We start from the raw sequence: 16,469 nt of genomic DNA, 5'->3' as shown, positions 1-16,469 counted from the left end.
GTGCTTATTCCTATTATTATTGTTCAGCGGTTTCTGGAAGGCGCATAATAACCTTTCCATTGGCATCTAAAAACTCTAGTTTGGCTTCACCGTCTTTCGTTACAACCATTTGAATACGTTTTTTACCATCTGCATCATTTAATTGCAGGCGAGAATCACCATTTAGCGTGCCGTAAAATGCGCGGCGTGCACCGAGTAATTTATTCTCAACCATGTAGTTTTCAATTTCATTCATGGTTTTTGTATCGCCCGCTTTTTGCGCTTCCATAAAGCGGTTGGTCATGTCAAAGTCCATTGCGCTGTCTGGTCTATCCATCACGGTTAAACCAGTGATCATGTAATCATCCATTTCGATGTGTTGCATCATTAAAGTTTGGTCTTGGTTGTAACGGTCAAATGACATGTGCAGACCATGATTTACTTTGTCATTTACCTTTTCGCCGCGAAACACAAAGCCACCGTTTTCTGTACCTTCATCGTTGTAGAAAATCATACCTGGGCGCGGTGAATTGTGTTTAAACACTTCTTTACCTTGCTTAATGGCACCTGGCGATTTATCTGAGTTAGCGAGTACCATGCGGTTATAACCATTTTTCTCTACAATGTTTAAGCGCTCGACACTAATTTCTTCAAATTCAGCTACCGTTGGCTTGGCAAGGCCAACATAGCCCGCCAGTGACACTAAACCAATGCTAAGTGCTGCGTTAATACGTTTTTGTACAGTAAGTTGTTTTTCTACGTTGTTGTTATTCATGTTGTTATCTCGTTGTTCGTCGTTATGAGCTGATAGGGTCTAGACTAACCACAAAAACTTCGCGTTTTAATGCAAAAACAACAAGTGGGGGGAAAATACGAATTAACAGGGGGAAAAATCAAATAAATGATTTTCCCACCCCTAAAAGCCGAAAATTGGCTGCGTTATAAGCGGAAATCAGCAGTTTAAAAGTGCTAGTTAATGTAAATAATCAAGAATTCACAATTTAGAATATGCTTTTTTGATAATTGTTTTGTGGGTTTATACACATCAGCGGGGCGCGGGCCTAAATGCGTTTGTTTTTCTTCCTTTGCCAACTTAAATGTTTGGCTTATTTCATTAAAATCGACCGTAAGATGTTTGTCTGCAAAAAACCATTGGCCCTTAAGTGTGTCGATTTTATCGCTGCCATCACCTAATAGTTCATATTCTAAAACCGCTTGTCCGTCTTTGTTAAGCGCGAGTGTGCCGTCGGCAACATCGCAATATTGCGTGCGTAAATAAGGCGGTAAATCAACTTGCTCTTTACTGCCTGGTTTTCGCAGATAAAGCCCTAAATGTGCTTTGGAATAATAATGATTGCCTTCGCTAAAACGAAATTCGCGCGATGTTTTATGGCCGTTCGCCAAAAGCCAATTATCAAGCAGCGCAATAACATCTGGCTGATTGTAGGTTGGGTTTAAGGCAAGCGATGCATCAGGAAACATCGCAGGCAGTGGAATATCGCTTAACACCACATCTATTTTTTGCTTTACGAGTTGCTCGCTCAGGCTACTTTTTAAGGCAGCAACTTCATTTTTAGAGTAGCCCTTTGTCACTAGGTGCAATTGTGTATTGGCACACGCAGTTAAAAATAAACACAATAAGAGCGTTAAATATTTCATATACATCCTTTTAATTACAAATGTAATCTTAACCCTAATAATTACACATGTAATCTTTTGCTTCAAACAATTATTTCCACTCTTGTGATTCAACGCAAAAAAGTAATCATTTTTGATTTAAAGCACCCCATGCTTAAGGTAGGCTATTACTTTACGTTTAGTTGTTGTGACCGCCCTTATGCTCAAGTATGTTTGTTTAGCACTGGTTCTTTTTGCATGTGATTTGTTTTCATGTGACATTACCGTGCGAGTTGAGCAATATTCTGCACAATCACAGAAAGTTACGGGCCGCTGGCAAGGACTCGATGTTGAACTCGCCGAGCTATTATTAAATGAAGCACACTGTGAATTCGATTTTATCGATTTACCTTGGGCGCGCTCGCTTAAGTTGCTCGAAAATGGTGAAATTGATTTGATGATGTCGGTTACTAAAACCGACGAACGCGAGCAGTTTGCCTACTTTGTTGGTCCGCAACGTTTTGAAACCTTAGTATTTGTTAGCCCACCAATGAGTGAAAAAATCACTCAAGTTACACAGCTTTTTTCACTAAATAACCCCGTTGCTATTCAAACAGGGTCGTTCTACGGCGAAGCCTTTATGAGCACCTTGGCACAGTCTGAACGGAATAAAGATAAAATTGTTTGGGTGACAAATAATCAAACCAAAGCCATTTTATTAAAATCGCAGCGTATTTCAGGATACCTTGAGGCCAAACTCAATATCATGTTTGAACAACAGCAAGGCACGGCAATGCCAAACTTGAAAATTCATCCGCTTATTGTAAACAAGGCAGCGGTTTATTTTGCGTTCAGCAAGCAGAGCGTTTCACCTGCGCTTGTTAGCAAACTAAAACACGCGTTTTTGGTGCTACAAAAAAGCGGGAAAATCGACGCTATTTTGGCTAAATACGGCGCTAAGTAATCGCAAAAACCAAAAACCTAAATCAGCTTTTATTTACGTGATGTGATTTTACATAGGCATTTGGGGCGACGCCAAAATAATGTTTAAATGCGGTATTAAATGCCGACACCGATTCAAAGCCGAGTTCATGTGCAATATCTTGCTGGCGATATCCTGCTTCCAGTAACTCTACCGCTTTAAATGCTTTAAGCTTTTGTTTCCACTGTGAAAACCCCATATTCATTTGCTTATTGAACAAACGACTCAGGGTACGGCTTGATGCACCTACTTTTTCACCCCACTGTTCAATGGTGAGTTTATTCCCAGGGTTAGCTAAAAGCTCACTGATAATTGGCATTAAGCGCACATCTTCACTTAGTGGCATCACAAAGTTAGTTTCTTTGGCAAGTTCAATACGGTCAATAAACACATCGATAAAACGCTGAGTTTTATCATCTAATTGATAGTCATCTTGCCACGTGCAGATCTCTAAAATAAGCGCACGGAGCACACTGTCGACTTCAATTGATTTGGCAGATGTGCCTAAGCGCTCGGTATACTTTTCATCAATATAAACACTGCGAAATTTGCCGCCGTAGCGACAAAAACTTTCATGCTCAAGCCCTGGTGGTAACCAAAGTGCTTGTTGCGGCGGAATAATAAATTTGCCTTCGGGGGTAAAAAGCGTGAGTACACCATTACTAGTATAAGCAAGCTGCCCCCACGTATGTTTATGGGTTTTTACATGCTCCCACGGCGGCATATTGGTGGCTCTTGGCAACACAGGTCTACCAAGGGTTTTCTTTTTAAAGCGAGAAGGTGTTGAGCGCCATTGGTTCATTAACGAGTATTACAATCTTGTCTGATTTTATAAATAGAATGTCATATATTCGATAACATGACAAAGCTTTACTGCTTTACACTTTTAGCGTTCTTATTCAAAACCGACAGGAGCGTCACTTTGCTTAACGCTATCAAATCTTATAAAGCCAGTCCCTTTAGCTTTTTAGCTATTGCCGGTGCGGCAATGGCATTTACCTTTTCAACGTGGAATGCGCTGTTAAATAACTTTGCAATAGAAGCCGCTGATTTTAACGGCGCGAACATAGGCATGTTACAGTCACTTCGAGAAATACCAGGGTTTCTTGCCTTTACTGCGGTGTTTGTATTACTGGTATTAAAAGAACAAACCTTTGCACTTATCTCACTTGCACTTTTAGTAATCGGTGTAGCACTTACTGGGTTATTCCCCACCGTTTACGGCTTGTACGCCACAACCGTGCTGATGTCGATTGGCTTTCATTACTATGAGACGATTAATCAATCACTGAGTTTGCAGTGGTTTAGTAAAGACGAAGCGCCAGAAAAACTCGGTAAGTTACTGTCTATCAAATCAATTGCGTCACTGTGCGCATTTGCCATAATTTGGTTCTTGTTTACCTTTATGGCAACCTCATATCAGTTTGTTTATTTGTTTGTTGGCGGTATTGGCTTACTTGCCACTGCGTGGTTGTGGTTATCTCACCCAGAGTTTCAACAGCACACTTCACAGCATAGAAAGCTGATTTTAAGAAAAGAATACACCCTCTTCTATTTACTTACTTTTTTCTCAGGTGCAAGGCGTCAAATCTTTATGGTGTTTGCTGGGTTTTTAATGGTCGAAAAGTTTGGTTATGGCGTTGCTGAAATTTCAGCGCTTTATATGCTCAATCACTTACTAAATATTTTTATTGCACCAAAAATTGGCAAAATGATCGGTAAGATTGGCGAGCAGCGCGCCTTATCAATCGAATATATTGGCCTAATTTTTGTATTTATCGGCTATGCTATTGTCGAAAGTGCAACTGGCGCTGCCGTGTTATATGTGATTGACCATATCTTTTTTGCGATGGCAATTGCTATAAAAACCTACTTCCAGAAAATCGCTCGCCCTGAAGACATTGCGGCAACGGCTGGCGTAAGTTTCACTATCAACCATATCGCTGCAGTAATTATTCCAGCAAGTTTTGGTTTAGTGTGGCTTTACGATAATTCATTAGTATTTTATTTTGGTGCTGTGCTTGCGTTTTGTTCACTGATATTAAGTCAGTTTATTAACCCACATTTGGCACGAAAAGAAGCAACGTTGGTGTAACTTCTTTTGTAATCACTACGTGTTAAGCATTTAAATATTTTAGATACTTAACACGCATACTATGTGTTAAAGCAAGAATTTATTCGGGACAGGTTTGATGGCTACATTCAAGCTGTTTACACAAACGATAATTTTGAACATGTCCAATAATTACAAAAAGCGAGCCAATCAAGGTTAACCCTTTTTCAAAGAGCTCACCAAAATCATGGCCAAATAATATTGCAGCAATTAAGAGTAATAACCCACTTAAGCCCCAGCCTAATACACGCCATGCTTTATGTCGTCTACAGCCCATAAATAATGCACTGCAACTGGTTAATAACACTGCAACAACCAGCATTTGGTGAAACGCTTCGTCAGCAAGCGTTTGTAAACCAATTGAAGGGATAAGCACAATCCCAATTGGCAATAATAAGCAGTGCACGATACACAATGAAGAAATACTAATGGCTAATTTATCTAAACGTTGTTGCACGAAAAGGTTCTCATTACAAATAATGAGATAATATAACATCTCTATTGGTGTTATCAATAAGGATTATAAATCCTGCCCTAAAAGTGCAACAGCACACTTACACAAAGCAACAGTTTCTCACAAAGCCTCACTAACACTTACAGAAAACCAATCCTGCGCATTTTATAGTCTATTTGATGTTACTTTTTATCAAGGAATATAGAATGAAACACACACTCTCTTTAATCACATTTGCACTGTTAGTTACTGGCTGCGGCGGCTCGTCAAAAAAAGACGATGATGTTGTTGTAGTACCCCCTCCTTCAGCATTAATGCAACAAGCAGAACAAGACCGCATCAATAATAATGCGGGTGCAATTTCACTTGCCATTTATCATAAAGGCGAAGTCGTTTTTGCTGATGCCGTTGGCAATAAATACCCAAATAGTAATGAAAAAGCGGATAAAAATACCCTTTTTCAAATCGGGTCTACCACCAAAGTACTTACCAATATCGCCACACTTCAACTTGTTGAACAAAATCGTTTAGCACTAGACGATAAACTAGTTGATCACCTGCCCAATATAAACTTCCCTATTGAACACACCGATTTTTGGCAAGCAATTGAGCTTGAATGGTTAATGACCCACAAGGGTGCATTTGAAGATGACTATGAAGGCATTAGTGAAGATTCAGATTTAATTTCGTTTATGCGAGATGAATACACCATTGATAACGGCGTACTCAACCAACCTGGTATTTTCTACAACTATTCTAACCCTAATTATTCATATTTAGGTGCCGTAATAGCATTAAGAGGTGGGCTTGATTATGCAAGCTATGTTGAGCAAGAAGTGTTTACGCCACTTGCTATGACACGCTCAACATTTTCAAATGAAAAAGTAAAAGCTGATGGTAATTTTGCGCTTAGTATTGATGACGGCAGTGAGAAAATCAAAAAGCATACCAGTATTGATGAATTACTTAGCTCAGAAGTAGTATTACCTGCAGGTGGCAATACTTGGTCAACACCAACAGAAATGCTTAATTTGGCAAAGCTCTTACTGAATGGTAATGAAAACGTGCTAACGCTGGCATCCTCACAAACACTTACCAACAAACACGTGTTAATACCCAATCCGCTACCTGTTCATTACGGCTATGGCATGTTTGTAAGCGATGGTTTTATGTATGACAATAAATGGTACCCAATTAGGCATTTTGAACACGGTGGCAATGCGAATGCTTACACCAGCTTGTTTTACGTATTTCCAGATCATGACTTAGCCATTTCAGTACTCAGCAGCGGTGAATCAGATAACTTATCAGGCACATTAATTGCGGCGCTTAAGCACGTCAATGTGCTGCCAGAAGCACAGCCGTTTGAATTACCAGCAGTTAACACTGAGTTATTCGATAAATTCGCTGGTGAATACACCATTTATGGTTTGGATTTAACCATTACAAACATATCGGGCAAGCTACAGGTTTCGATGCCAGAACTTGACGCACAAGGGGTAAGTTATAGCGAAACACTCACGCCTGTCTCTGCCAATATGTTTGTTTTAACACTAAATGATCAACAGTTAACCTTTAACTTTGTCTCAACCAATGAAGGGCTAAGCTATGACTACTTTGTGAGTCGGCAAGCCGTTGCAACACGAAAGTCTGTTAGCACTGGTGTGGGGCTAAATTCACATAATGCGTTACAACTAAACAAGCTTCTCAAAACTAACGACTAATCATCAATAACGATCAGCCGAGACTCTCTCGGCTGATGTTTAACACGCTAACACTTAAGAGCTACGCTCAATTAAGCTAACAGGCACTTGTTTTAAATTTTCAGGCTTATCGCCTTTTAAAATTTCGCACACCGCTTTGGCTATATCGTCAGCGTCAATTTTTACTGTACTTAGCGGCACACTCATTAATTTTGAGTCGTCCAAATCATCAAAACCAATCACGCCAACATCATGTCCCGGTTTAATATTTTGCTCGGCTAAATATTCCATCACGCCATAAGCCACAATATCGTTAAAACACATAACCGACTCAATCGAAGGTACTTTTTCTAAGCACATCGACATCGCCAATCGTCCGCCTTGGCGGTTAGTCGCACTATTAAATACCCAAGAGCTTACATCTGAGTGTTCATTAATAGCGTTGTTAAAACCCAATAATCGTTGATGATAATCCGAAATCGCATCATCCCCCCCAATAAACGCAATTTGTTTATGGCCGCGTTTTATTAGTGCTTTGGTGGCGGTGTAAACCCCCTTTTCATTGTCAGGAAGTACGCAGGGTATGGTGCTGCCGCTTACTTGACGCATAATACTCACCACTTGGGTTTGCATAGTTTGCAGCTCTTCAAGCCACTTCGCTTCAGTATTTGGCGCAGGACAGATAATAAAGGCTTTAACGCGATATTCTTTTAACTTGGCAACAATTTGCGTTTGTGTTTCAACATCTTCACTGGTGTTAACTAGCGTTGCCATTAGCCCGAGCTGACGCACATGTTTTTCAAGCGCCACCGCCAATTTGGCCGAATAGGGGTTGGTTAAATCGTTAATAACAATGGCCACTAAGTCCGATGATTTACTGCGCATGGCAGCAGCATCTCGGTTATACACATAACCGGTTTCTTCAATCGCCTTTAGCACTTTATCTTTTGCTTTCGCACTTGCTTTTTCACTGCCGCGTAAAACTAACGATACAGTTGATTTAGACACCCCAGCAACGCGGGCAACATCATGAACTGTAACGGATTTTTTATCCTGTTGAGGGGACGCTTTTAGTGATTTATTTAATGAGGAGGTGTGATTTACCACTCAGCTTACCAGCTATAAATTTCGTTATTATGGCTTGTATTCTAACAAACTGATCAGTATATTCAAACTAAAATTGGAACGTTCCATTTTTGTTTTATTTTGGCATGAGGCACACAATGAAAACAATAAGCCAGCACTGGCAACGTACAAAAAACACCGCTTTTTCCCTGTTTGCAAGCGGTGCAATGATGCTGACAATCCCTGTTGTATCGGCAAATACCCAATATGTAGACCCCTTTATTGGCACTGGTGGTGACGGCCATACGTTTCCAGGAGCCGTTGTACCATTTGGCATGGTGCAGTTAAGTCCTGATACCGATTCGGTGTTTCGCGGTATCAACCCTCAACCCGAAATTTATAAACGCTGCGCGGGTTATCACTATGATGACACCACCATTGTTGGCTTCTCTCACACTCATTTTAGTGGCACAGGGCATTCTGATTTAGGTGACTTACTGATGATGCCTATTACAGGAGAGGTCAAATTAGACGCGGGCACAGCCAAAAACCCCGATGCAGGATACCGCTCGCGCTTTAGCCATCAAAACGAAAGTGCCAAACCTGGCTATTACCAAGTATTGCTTGAAGACTACAAGATTAATGCTGAGCTAACCGCCACCACCCGTGTTGGCATGCATAAATACACCTTTAAAGAGCATGATAAAGGCAGCGTATTACTCGATTTAACCCATGGTATTTATAACTTTAAAAACAAAGTAATTTGGAGTGATGTGCGCGTTATCAACGACCGCACTATCTTGGCTTACCGTGCAACCAATGGTTGGGCGAACAATCGTCAAATGTACTTTGCTATCGAGTTTTCAAAGCCCTTTAAAGACATTGAACTGATTAACCTCGATAACAGCCGTTATCGCTGTAATGGGTGTTTAAGTGAAGGAAGCGGTAAAAAGCCATCAACCATTGTTAATTACAAAATTCCAGAAGCCGCAGGTAAAGCCCTTAAAGTCGTTGCTGATTTTGATAATTTACAAGGCAACCCGCTATTGGTTAAGGTGGGTGTTTCTGCGGTGAGCAAATCCAATGCCCTTGAAAATTTAAACAGTGAAATTCCCCATTGGGATTTTGATAAAGTGGTAAAGCAAGCAGATGATGTTTGGCTTAAATCCCTCGATAAATTTGAAATTGAAGGCTCACTTTCACAAAAACGTCAATTTTTCACCTCGGTTTATCATGCGCTGCAAGCACCAAGTGTGTATCAAGACGTCAACGGCCAGTACCGTGGTGTTGATGGTGAAATTCACCAAGCAAAAGATCACACCCATTACACCTTGTTTTCGCTTTGGGATACCTACCGTGCACTTCATCCGCTCTTAACGTATGTCGAGCCAGACAAAGTATCTGACATGATTGCCTCGATGCTTGATCATTACCAACAAAGTTATGACAAAATGCTGCCTATTTGGTCATTCCATGGCCACGAAACTTGGACCATGATCGGCTATCATGCGGTGTCGGTTATTGCTGATGCCTACCTAAAAGGGATTCGTGATTTTGATGTTGCCCTTGCCAAAGAAGCGATTTTAGCAACCGCAAACCACCCGCATTACGATGCCATTCCAGAATACAAACACTATGGCTATGTACCGCTTGATGTATTGCCAGAATCAACCTCGATCACCCTTGAATACGCTTACGACGACTATGCCATTAGCCAATTTTTAACAGCTCTTGGCGATAATGAACTTGCAGCTGAGTACTATGAGCGTGCAACGTATTATCAAAATGTCTTTGACCCAAGCGTTAAATTTATGCGCGGTCGCATGAAAGATGGTTCTTGGAACCCAGATTTCGACCCGCAAGAAGCGAAATACATGGGCGCATTTACCGAAGGTAACAGCTATCAATACAGCTTTTATGTGCCACAAGACGTGCACGGTTTAATTAACTTAAAAGGGGGCGACAAAGCCTTTATTGCACGCCTTGATGAGCTTTTTGAGACTGAACTTGCCTATGAAAAAATCAAAGAGCATGAAGACATTGCGGGTTTAATTGGCCAATACGCTCACGGTAACGAGCCAAGCCATCATATTGCTTATTTATACAATTACGCAGGTGAGCCATGGCGTACACAAGCGCGCATTCGCCAAATTATGGATACCCTATCATCAGACAAACCTGATGGCCTTGCTGGAAATGACGACGTTGGGCAAATGTCAGCATGGTATATCTTCTCGGCGATGGGTTTTTACCCTGTTGCTCCAGGTGATTTAAGTTATGCACTTGGTGCACCACAACTGCCAAAAATTACTTTAAAACTCGCCAATAAAAAGCAATTTACCGTGCTTGCAAAGAATCTATCAGCAGATAACAAATTTGTAAGCCAAGTATCACTTAATGGCAAACCATTAAATCGCAGTTACATTACGCACGACGATATTATCTCAGGTGGCACCCTTGAATTCACCATGTCTGCAAAACCAAACAAAACCTTTGGTAATGCGTTATCGTCGCGTCCACCGTCACTGAGTAATCCGAAAAATCCAAATACATTGCATTAAAATTTTAATAAGAAACAACTATGAAACAGATTCTCTCTCGTTCATTGATGCTATTAACCCCGCTGCTGGCGCTAAGCGCCTGTGGCACGCATCAAGCTGATACCAGCAAAAATGAAAAAAGCGCCACAACACAAACCGATTATGTGCAAAACCCCGCGCAATTTGTAAACCCGTTTATTGGTACCAAAGGTCCATTTAACCATCGCCAAGCCGCAAACGTGGTACCGGGTGCTGTAAAACCGTTTGGTATGTTTAACTTTGGCCCTGAGCACGCGTATACCAAAGAGCTGATGGCAGAAAGTGAAGGCATTAGTAAACGTATCAACGAAGACGATGTGCGCATTCCCGTTTCGCCCGGTGGCTATAACTGGCAAGCAACGCGCTTAAAAGGCTTTTCATTTACCCGTTTATCGGGCACTGGCTGTTTAGGTGCATCAGGTGATGTGCCAGTGCTGCCTTTTAATCAAGCGATTAAACACTCCCCTGCCAGCGATAAAATTAATGCCTACTATGGCGCTAATTTTAGCCACGACGATGAAACGGCTATTCCTGGTTATTACCAAGTAGGACTCGATTCAGGTATTGATGTGCGTTTAGCGGCTACCGACCGCACCGGTATTGCTGAATTTACGTTTGCGTCAAAAGAGCAGGCAAAACTCATTTTTAGAACGGCTTACTCGCAACTGGGTAGTGGCGATGCGTTTACCAAAGTCGATGTTGCCAAAGGCGAAGTGTCAGGTTATGTCACAAGTGGTAACTTCTGTGGCTACCTTGGCGAATACAACCGCCGCGATTACTACACACTGCATTTTGTTGCCAAAATTGATGCGCCCATTACCGGCAGTGGCGCGTATGTCGACGACACAGTTTCGCCTAATGCGACCTCGAGTAAAGGCGGTATGGGTTATGGCGATACGGGCGTGCCTGAATGGGGTAAAGGCTCTGGCCTTTGGGTAGATTTAGACGTAAACGCTAACCAGCCTGTTACCATGCGTGTGGGTATTTCTTACGTGAGTCTTGAAAATGCCCGTGAAAACCTAGAAAAAGAGCAAGCAAGCCAAAGCTTTGCACAAGTAAAAGGCAACGCCTATGCCGCATGGAATGATGCCCTTGGCCGCGTAAAGGTAAAATCAAACGATAGCGATTTGTTAACCACCTTTTATACGGCGCTGTTTCACAGCCAATTTCATCCTAATATCTTTAGTGATGTAAACGGTGAGTACCGCGGTTTTGACCAACAAGTGCATACTGTGAACGCTAACCAAACAGCGCAATATGCCAATTTTTCTGGCTGGGATGTCTATCGCTCACAGTTGCAGTTAATTAGCTTAACCCACCCAAATGTGGCAAGTGATATTGCCCAATCGCTGTTTAATCAAGCCAATCAGTTTAACGGCATTTGGGATAGATGGACGCACAACAATGGACCAACAGGGGTAATGAGCGGTGATCCATCAACTATTACAATTGCCAATTTTAAAGCCTTTGGCGCTGATAAATTTGATGTCGCAGGTGCTTATCAATCGCTTTATAAAGCAGCCACAGAGCCAACTGAATATGATTTATCAAACGTTGGCTGCCCGGTATTTTGTCGCGGTCAAAAACCATCGCTCGATGAATGGTTAAGCCTTAATTACTTATCAGATCAATCTAATTCGTGGGAAGGTGCCAGCGAAACACTAGAGCAAGTTTCTGCTGACTTTGCGCTTTCGCAGCTTGCAGCGCGCCTTGGCAAAACGAAACATAGCCAAGCCTTACTTATGCGTTCAGGTTACTGGAAAAACCTTTATAACCCTAAAGCCACAGAGCAGTTAGGTTATATTCAAGGGCGCAACCAAGACGGCAGCTGGAAAGACAAATTTGACCCATTTAGCGGCCACCTGTTTGTTGAAGGCAGCCCAGCGCAATATTTATGGATGTTGCCTTTTGACGGCCAAGGCCTAAACGAATTGTTGGGTGGCGATGACGTAATGGCATCACGTTTAGATAATCACTTCCGTAAGCCCGATGGTAGCTGGGTGCTGTATCGCGATTCAGCCGAATATGCCGATGTCTCAAACCAGCCATCAATTGCCACTCCATGGATGTATTTATATACCGGTAAAGCCTATAAAACGCAGCAAACTGTGCGCGAAACCATGAAGCAACTTTGGCATAACACGGTATCTGGCATTCCAGGGCAAGACGATTTAGGGCAAATGTCGTCATGGTATGTGTTCTCAGCCCTTGGCATGTATCCGTTTTATCCAGGGCGCGCCGATATGGTGCTTTCAAGCCCAGCGTTTGAAAAAGCAAAAATTGGCAATATTAGCATTAGCGCACCAAACGCAAGCGCGGATCACATTTACATTGATACGCTAACGGTAAACGGCCAACCGTCAATGCAAAGCTGGATTAACGAAAACCATGTAAACGCACCACAGCACCTTGAATTTACCCTTAGTACTACGCCAAATAAAGCGTTTGGCCAAGCTGAAGCGCATCGTCCGCCGTCATTTTCAACATCATCAACCGTGGCAACTAAGCTTGTTGGAGATAAATCCTAATGGCCAAGCAAATTAATCAAACCATGGCGTTTTACGCCATGACCAGCTTGTTTTTTATCTGGGGTTTTATTACCGCACTGAATGATATTTTAATCCCGTTTTTAAAAGCCGAGTTTTCACTTAGTTATACTCAAGCCATGTTGGTGCAGTTTTGCTTTTTTGGCGCTTACTTTTTAGTGTCGCCGCTGGCAGGGCGCGTGGTTGCAAAGTTTGGCTATCGCAATGGTGTATTTATTGGGTTATCAACCCTTGCCCTTGGCTGCCTGCTGTTTATTCCGGCAGCCAGCATTAAAGAATATGTGCTATTTTTAGCGGCATTGTTTGTACTTGCAGGCGGTATTACCGTGCTGCAAGTATCGGCAAACCCGTATGTGAACTGTTTGGGTGAGGAAAAACACGCCGCAAGTCGCTTAAATCTGGCACAAGCAATTAACTCCCTTGGCCATACCGCAGGGCCATTGTTTGGTACTTACTTTATTTTGTCGGCAACTTCGCAAAATGCAGGTGCCGAACAAGTACAACTGCCGTATTTTTTAATCGCCCTTGCTGCGATAACCATAGCCTGCTCCTTTAAGTTTATTGAATTACCAAAACTTGATTTTGAAGAGCAAACTTCTGCGCAAACTAAAGAGTCAATTTGGCAACATAAGCACCTTGTTTTAGGCGCACTTGGCATCTTTTTGTATGTAGGTGCTGAAGTGTCGATTGGTGGCTTTTTAGTAAACTATTTTGAATCACCTGAAATTGGCGGATTAACCACCGCACAGGCAGGTCATATGGTGGCCTATTATTGGGGTGGCGCGATGATTGGGCGCTTTATTGGCTCTGCGTTAATGCGCCAATTCTCGCCAAGTTATGTACTCGCCTTCAATGCCATTATGGCGGTTGTGCTGTTAATTGTTACGGTATTTAGCAGCGGCAAAATCGCAATGTGGAGTGTACTGGCCGTTGGCTTTTTTAACTCGATTATGTTCCCAACCATCTTTAGTTTAGCTATTCGCGGTTTAGGGCAGCTTACTGCAAAAGGTTCGGGATTACTATGCCAGGCTATTGTGGGTGGTGCGGTGTTCCCGTTAATCCAAGCGGTTGTTGCCGATGCATTTTCAGTGCAGCTTAGCTTTTTAGTGCCCGTATTTGCGTATCTGTATATTGTGTTTTTTGCCATTAGCCAGCACCGCGTTCGCGCTCATAAGGAGTTACCAGCATGAGCAAGGTGATCTGTTACGGTGAAGCCTTGATTGATTTTCTACAAATTAATCAACAATCACAAGATGGCATTAATTTATCTGATTACCGTCAGTTTCCAGGCGGTGCACCGGCAAACGCAGCGGTTGCCCTTGCCAAACTCGGTGGCAAATCGCATTTCGTTGGGCAAGTAGGTGATGATCAATTTGGCCATTTTTTAATAAATAGCCTTCGTCATTATGGCGTAAATACCGACTGTACGCTTATTCATAAAAGTGCCCCAACACCACTTGCGTTTGTGCATTTAGATGAGCACGGTGAACGCAGTTTTACCTTTATGCGAAAAGACAGCGCCGACTTAAAACTGCGCCCAGATGAAATCAAATCTCAGTGGTTTAAACAAGCCTCACTAGTTCATTTTTGCAGTAATACGCTCACCGAAAAAGGCGCTGTAAACACCACACAAACGGTACTAGAACACGCAAACGCAAACAACTTAACCATCTGTTTTGATGTCAATTTACGCGCTAATTTATGGCCAGATTCAGCACTTAATATCGCGCTTATTAATGAATTTGTTGAAAAGGCGCAGGTGGTGAAATTTGCTCGTGAAGAGTTTGAACTACTTTGTCAGAATGCGCCTGAAGATTATATAAACCGCTGCTTTAACGGCAATTGTGAGCTGCTACTTATCACAAATGGTGGTGATGACATTGAATACATAACCAAACATTGCCGAGGCAGTATTAGCCCAGCTAAAGCAAAGGTGGTTGATACCACTGCAGGCGGTGACGGTTTTATAGGTGCAATTTTGTATTTATTAAGTAAGTGCATCACCCTAGACGCACTTTTAAACAACGAAAATGCACTTAGAAGCGCCATTGCATTTGCCAGTTGTGCCGGTGCGCTTGCCGTAAGTCGTCAAGGCGCATTCCCTGCACTGCCCTCATTAAACGAGGTAGACACCCTTTTTAACCAGCAATTTAGCGCCCTCACCGGCGCATTTTTTAGAGAACGCACGTGAACTTTTATAACGCTGATTTTTTAACACATCACAGCCAGTCGATTGTTAACTTTTATACCGAGCGCGCTGTCGATAACGAGCTTGGCGGCTATTACCAAAACTATTTAGACGATGGCACCTTGTTTAATACAGGGTTTCGTCAACTAGTGAGCAGTACCCGCATGGTAATCAACTTTTGCCGCGCCGCTAAGCATTTTAAAAACAACGAGTATTTAAACTTTGCTAAGCATGGCCTTGATTACATTGAAAATCATCATTGGATTGCAAATAGCAAACAATACGCGTGGACGCTTGACGATAACCAACCTAAGGATATGACCCAGCAAGCCTATGGCTATGCTTTTGTGTTACTTTGCTACGCCCACTGTTACAAAGCAGGCGTGATTTCATCTGATAGAAAGATTAATGAAACCTTTGAACTGCTCGAATCGCGTTTTTGGCAAGCCAATGAAGGCATTTACGCCGATACCATTTACGCCAACGGCGAGCTATGTGAATACCGCGGCCAAAACGCCAATATGCATATTTGCGAAGCGCTTATTGGTGCCTACAGTGCAACCAATGAGCGCCGTTATTTAAAACGAGCACAGCACCTTGCTGAGCGTTTTTGTTTTGAATTATCAGCGCATAGCAATGGCTTAGTGTACGAGCACTTTACTCCTTCGCTTTTGCCTGATTTTGATTACAACAAAGACGATGCTAAAAACCTCTATCGCCCGTGGGGATTTCAACCAGGTCACCAAACAGAATGGGCAAAATTATTACTGCAAATTAACTTTTTTGATGCGAAACCAAAATTTGCTGCAAAGGCGCAGCACTTGTTTGATGTTGCCTTTGCTAACGCATGGGATAACGCCCATGGCGGTTTAGTGTATGGCTTTGATACGCACTATAACACCTGCGACAGCGACAAATACTTTTGGGTGCAAGCGGAAAGCTTTGCAGCCGCAGCGTTACTTTTTGATGCAACTCAAAATGACGCTTATTTAAACCATTACAACGCACTTTGGCAGTATTGCTGGCAGTATTTTGTCGATCATGACCATGGTGCGTGGTATCGGGTATTAAAAGAAAATAATCAAAAGTACAGTGATAAAAAAAGCGAAGCAGGAGCAAAGTGCGACTATCACACACTCGGCGCGTGTTTTGATGTATTGGAATTTACCACCAACCCGTTTCCAACCAATTAACACATTCCCTCAATGTGCCTCAAAGCCAAGCATTGTGCTTGGCTTTTTTA

General features: G+C 42.3%; 13 protein-coding genes. 8 read left to right on the top strand and 5 right to left on the bottom strand.

Annotated elements, in window-relative coordinates; genetic code table 11:
• Nucleotides 1-16 precede the first annotated feature (16 nt).
• Both PSPO_RS16505 and PSPO_RS16500 read right to left on the bottom strand, forming a co-directional pair.
• Entirely contained in the window at nucleotides 17-754 is a 738-nt protein-coding gene (locus PSPO_RS16505) for a hypothetical protein (RefSeq protein ID WP_010559453.1), read from the bottom strand.
• Nucleotides 755-948: 194 nt separating this feature from the next.
• Nucleotides 949-1,638 (bottom strand): hypothetical protein, encoded by a 690-nt coding sequence (locus PSPO_RS16500; protein ID WP_010559454.1) that lies wholly within the window; start codon nucleotides 1,636-1,638, stop codon nucleotides 949-951.
• Between the two features lie 178 nt (nucleotides 1,639-1,816).
• Between PSPO_RS16500 and PSPO_RS16495 the strand changes: the two genes are divergently transcribed.
• On the top strand, nucleotides 1,817-2,560 hold the full coding sequence (locus PSPO_RS16495) for a substrate-binding periplasmic protein (protein WP_040641708.1): 744 nt from the start codon (nucleotides 1,817-1,819) through the stop codon (nucleotides 2,558-2,560).
• A 22-nt stretch (nucleotides 2,561-2,582) separates the two neighbouring features.
• Here the strand turns inward: PSPO_RS16495 and PSPO_RS16490 are convergent, their stop codons facing one another.
• Nucleotides 2,583-3,380, bottom strand: a complete 798-nt coding sequence (locus tag PSPO_RS16490; RefSeq protein WP_021033018.1) for an AraC family transcriptional regulator — start codon at nucleotides 3,378-3,380, stop codon at nucleotides 2,583-2,585.
• Between the two features lie 120 nt (nucleotides 3,381-3,500).
• On the opposite strand from PSPO_RS16490, the gene PSPO_RS16485 reads away from it, so the two are divergent.
• Nucleotides 3,501-4,673 (top strand): MFS transporter, encoded by a 1,173-nt coding sequence (locus PSPO_RS16485; protein WP_010559457.1) that lies wholly within the window; start codon nucleotides 3,501-3,503, stop codon nucleotides 4,671-4,673.
• A 79-nt stretch (nucleotides 4,674-4,752) separates the two neighbouring features.
• Here the strand turns inward: PSPO_RS16485 and PSPO_RS16480 are convergent, their stop codons facing one another.
• Nucleotides 4,753-5,148, bottom strand: a complete 396-nt coding sequence (locus PSPO_RS16480) for a MerC domain-containing protein (protein ID WP_010559458.1) — start codon at nucleotides 5,146-5,148, stop codon at nucleotides 4,753-4,755.
• A gap of 203 nt (nucleotides 5,149-5,351) precedes the next feature.
• Between PSPO_RS16480 and PSPO_RS16475 the strand changes: the two genes are divergently transcribed.
• Complete coding sequence (locus PSPO_RS16475) at nucleotides 5,352-6,869, top strand: serine hydrolase domain-containing protein (protein WP_010559459.1); 1,518 nt, start codon at nucleotides 5,352-5,354, stop codon at nucleotides 6,867-6,869.
• Nucleotides 6,870-6,923: 54 nt separating this feature from the next.
• Here PSPO_RS16475 and PSPO_RS16470 read toward each other — a convergent pair whose 3' ends face one another.
• Entirely contained in the window at nucleotides 6,924-7,955 is a 1,032-nt protein-coding gene (locus PSPO_RS16470) for a LacI family DNA-binding transcriptional regulator (RefSeq protein WP_010559460.1), read from the bottom strand.
• Between the two features lie 185 nt (nucleotides 7,956-8,140).
• Here PSPO_RS16470 and PSPO_RS16465 point away from each other — a divergent pair, with 185 nt between their 5' ends.
• The 5 genes from PSPO_RS16465 to PSPO_RS16445 are packed head-to-tail and all read left to right on the top strand — an operon-like array spanning nucleotide 8,141 to nucleotide 16,419.
• Nucleotides 8,141-10,474, top strand: a complete 2,334-nt coding sequence (locus PSPO_RS16465) for a GH92 family glycosyl hydrolase (protein ID WP_051320901.1) — start codon at nucleotides 8,141-8,143, stop codon at nucleotides 10,472-10,474.
• 20 nt (nucleotides 10,475-10,494) lie between these two features.
• A complete protein-coding gene (locus tag PSPO_RS16460) occupies nucleotides 10,495-13,020 on the top strand; it encodes a GH92 family glycosyl hydrolase (RefSeq protein ID WP_010559462.1) in 2,526 nt (841 codons plus the stop codon).
• Nucleotides 13,020-14,228 (top strand): sugar MFS transporter, encoded by a 1,209-nt coding sequence (locus PSPO_RS16455; protein ID WP_010559463.1) that lies wholly within the window; start codon nucleotides 13,020-13,022, stop codon nucleotides 14,226-14,228. Before PSPO_RS16460 ends, PSPO_RS16455 begins: the two co-directional genes overlap by 1 nt.
• Complete coding sequence (locus PSPO_RS16450; RefSeq protein ID WP_010559464.1) at nucleotides 14,225-15,229, top strand: carbohydrate kinase family protein; 1,005 nt, start codon at nucleotides 14,225-14,227, stop codon at nucleotides 15,227-15,229. The genes PSPO_RS16455 and PSPO_RS16450 overlap by 4 nt, the downstream gene beginning before the upstream one ends.
• Entirely contained in the window at nucleotides 15,226-16,419 is a 1,194-nt protein-coding gene (locus PSPO_RS16445; protein WP_010559465.1) for an AGE family epimerase/isomerase, read from the top strand. The genes PSPO_RS16450 and PSPO_RS16445 overlap by 4 nt, the downstream gene beginning before the upstream one ends.
• The last annotated feature ends 50 nt before the right edge of the window (nucleotides 16,420-16,469 follow it).

Origin of the sequence: Pseudoalteromonas spongiae UST010723-006, assembly GCF_000238255.3 — a bacterium.
Lineage (GTDB): Bacteria > Pseudomonadota > Gammaproteobacteria > Enterobacterales > Alteromonadaceae > Pseudoalteromonas > Pseudoalteromonas spongiae.
This window is presented reverse-complemented; position numbering and strand designations above follow the sequence as displayed.

Bases quoted from the DNA above. Each gene is read 5' to 3' on its own strand.
- PSPO_RS16505 (WP_010559453.1), bottom strand. From the start codon at position 754: ATGAATAACAACAACGTAGAAAAACAACTTACTGTACAAAAACGTATT.
- PSPO_RS16500 (WP_010559454.1), bottom strand. From the start codon at position 1,638: ATGAAATATTTAACGCTCTTATTGTGTTTATTTTTAACTGCGTGTGCC.
- PSPO_RS16495 (WP_040641708.1), top strand. From the start codon at position 1,817: ATGCTCAAGTATGTTTGTTTAGCACTGGTTCTTTTTGCATGTGATTTG.
- PSPO_RS16490 (WP_021033018.1), bottom strand. From the start codon at position 3,380: ATGAACCAATGGCGCTCAACACCTTCTCGCTTTAAAAAGAAAACCCTT.
- PSPO_RS16475 (WP_010559459.1), top strand. From the start codon at position 5,352: ATGAAACACACACTCTCTTTAATCACATTTGCACTGTTAGTTACTGGC.
- PSPO_RS16465 (WP_051320901.1), top strand. From the start codon at position 8,141: ATGATGCTGACAATCCCTGTTGTATCGGCAAATACCCAATATGTAGAC.
- PSPO_RS16460 (WP_010559462.1), top strand. From the start codon at position 10,495: ATGAAACAGATTCTCTCTCGTTCATTGATGCTATTAACCCCGCTGCTG.
- PSPO_RS16455 (WP_010559463.1), top strand. From the start codon at position 13,020: ATGGCCAAGCAAATTAATCAAACCATGGCGTTTTACGCCATGACCAGC.
- PSPO_RS16450 (WP_010559464.1), top strand. From the start codon at position 14,225: ATGAGCAAGGTGATCTGTTACGGTGAAGCCTTGATTGATTTTCTACAA.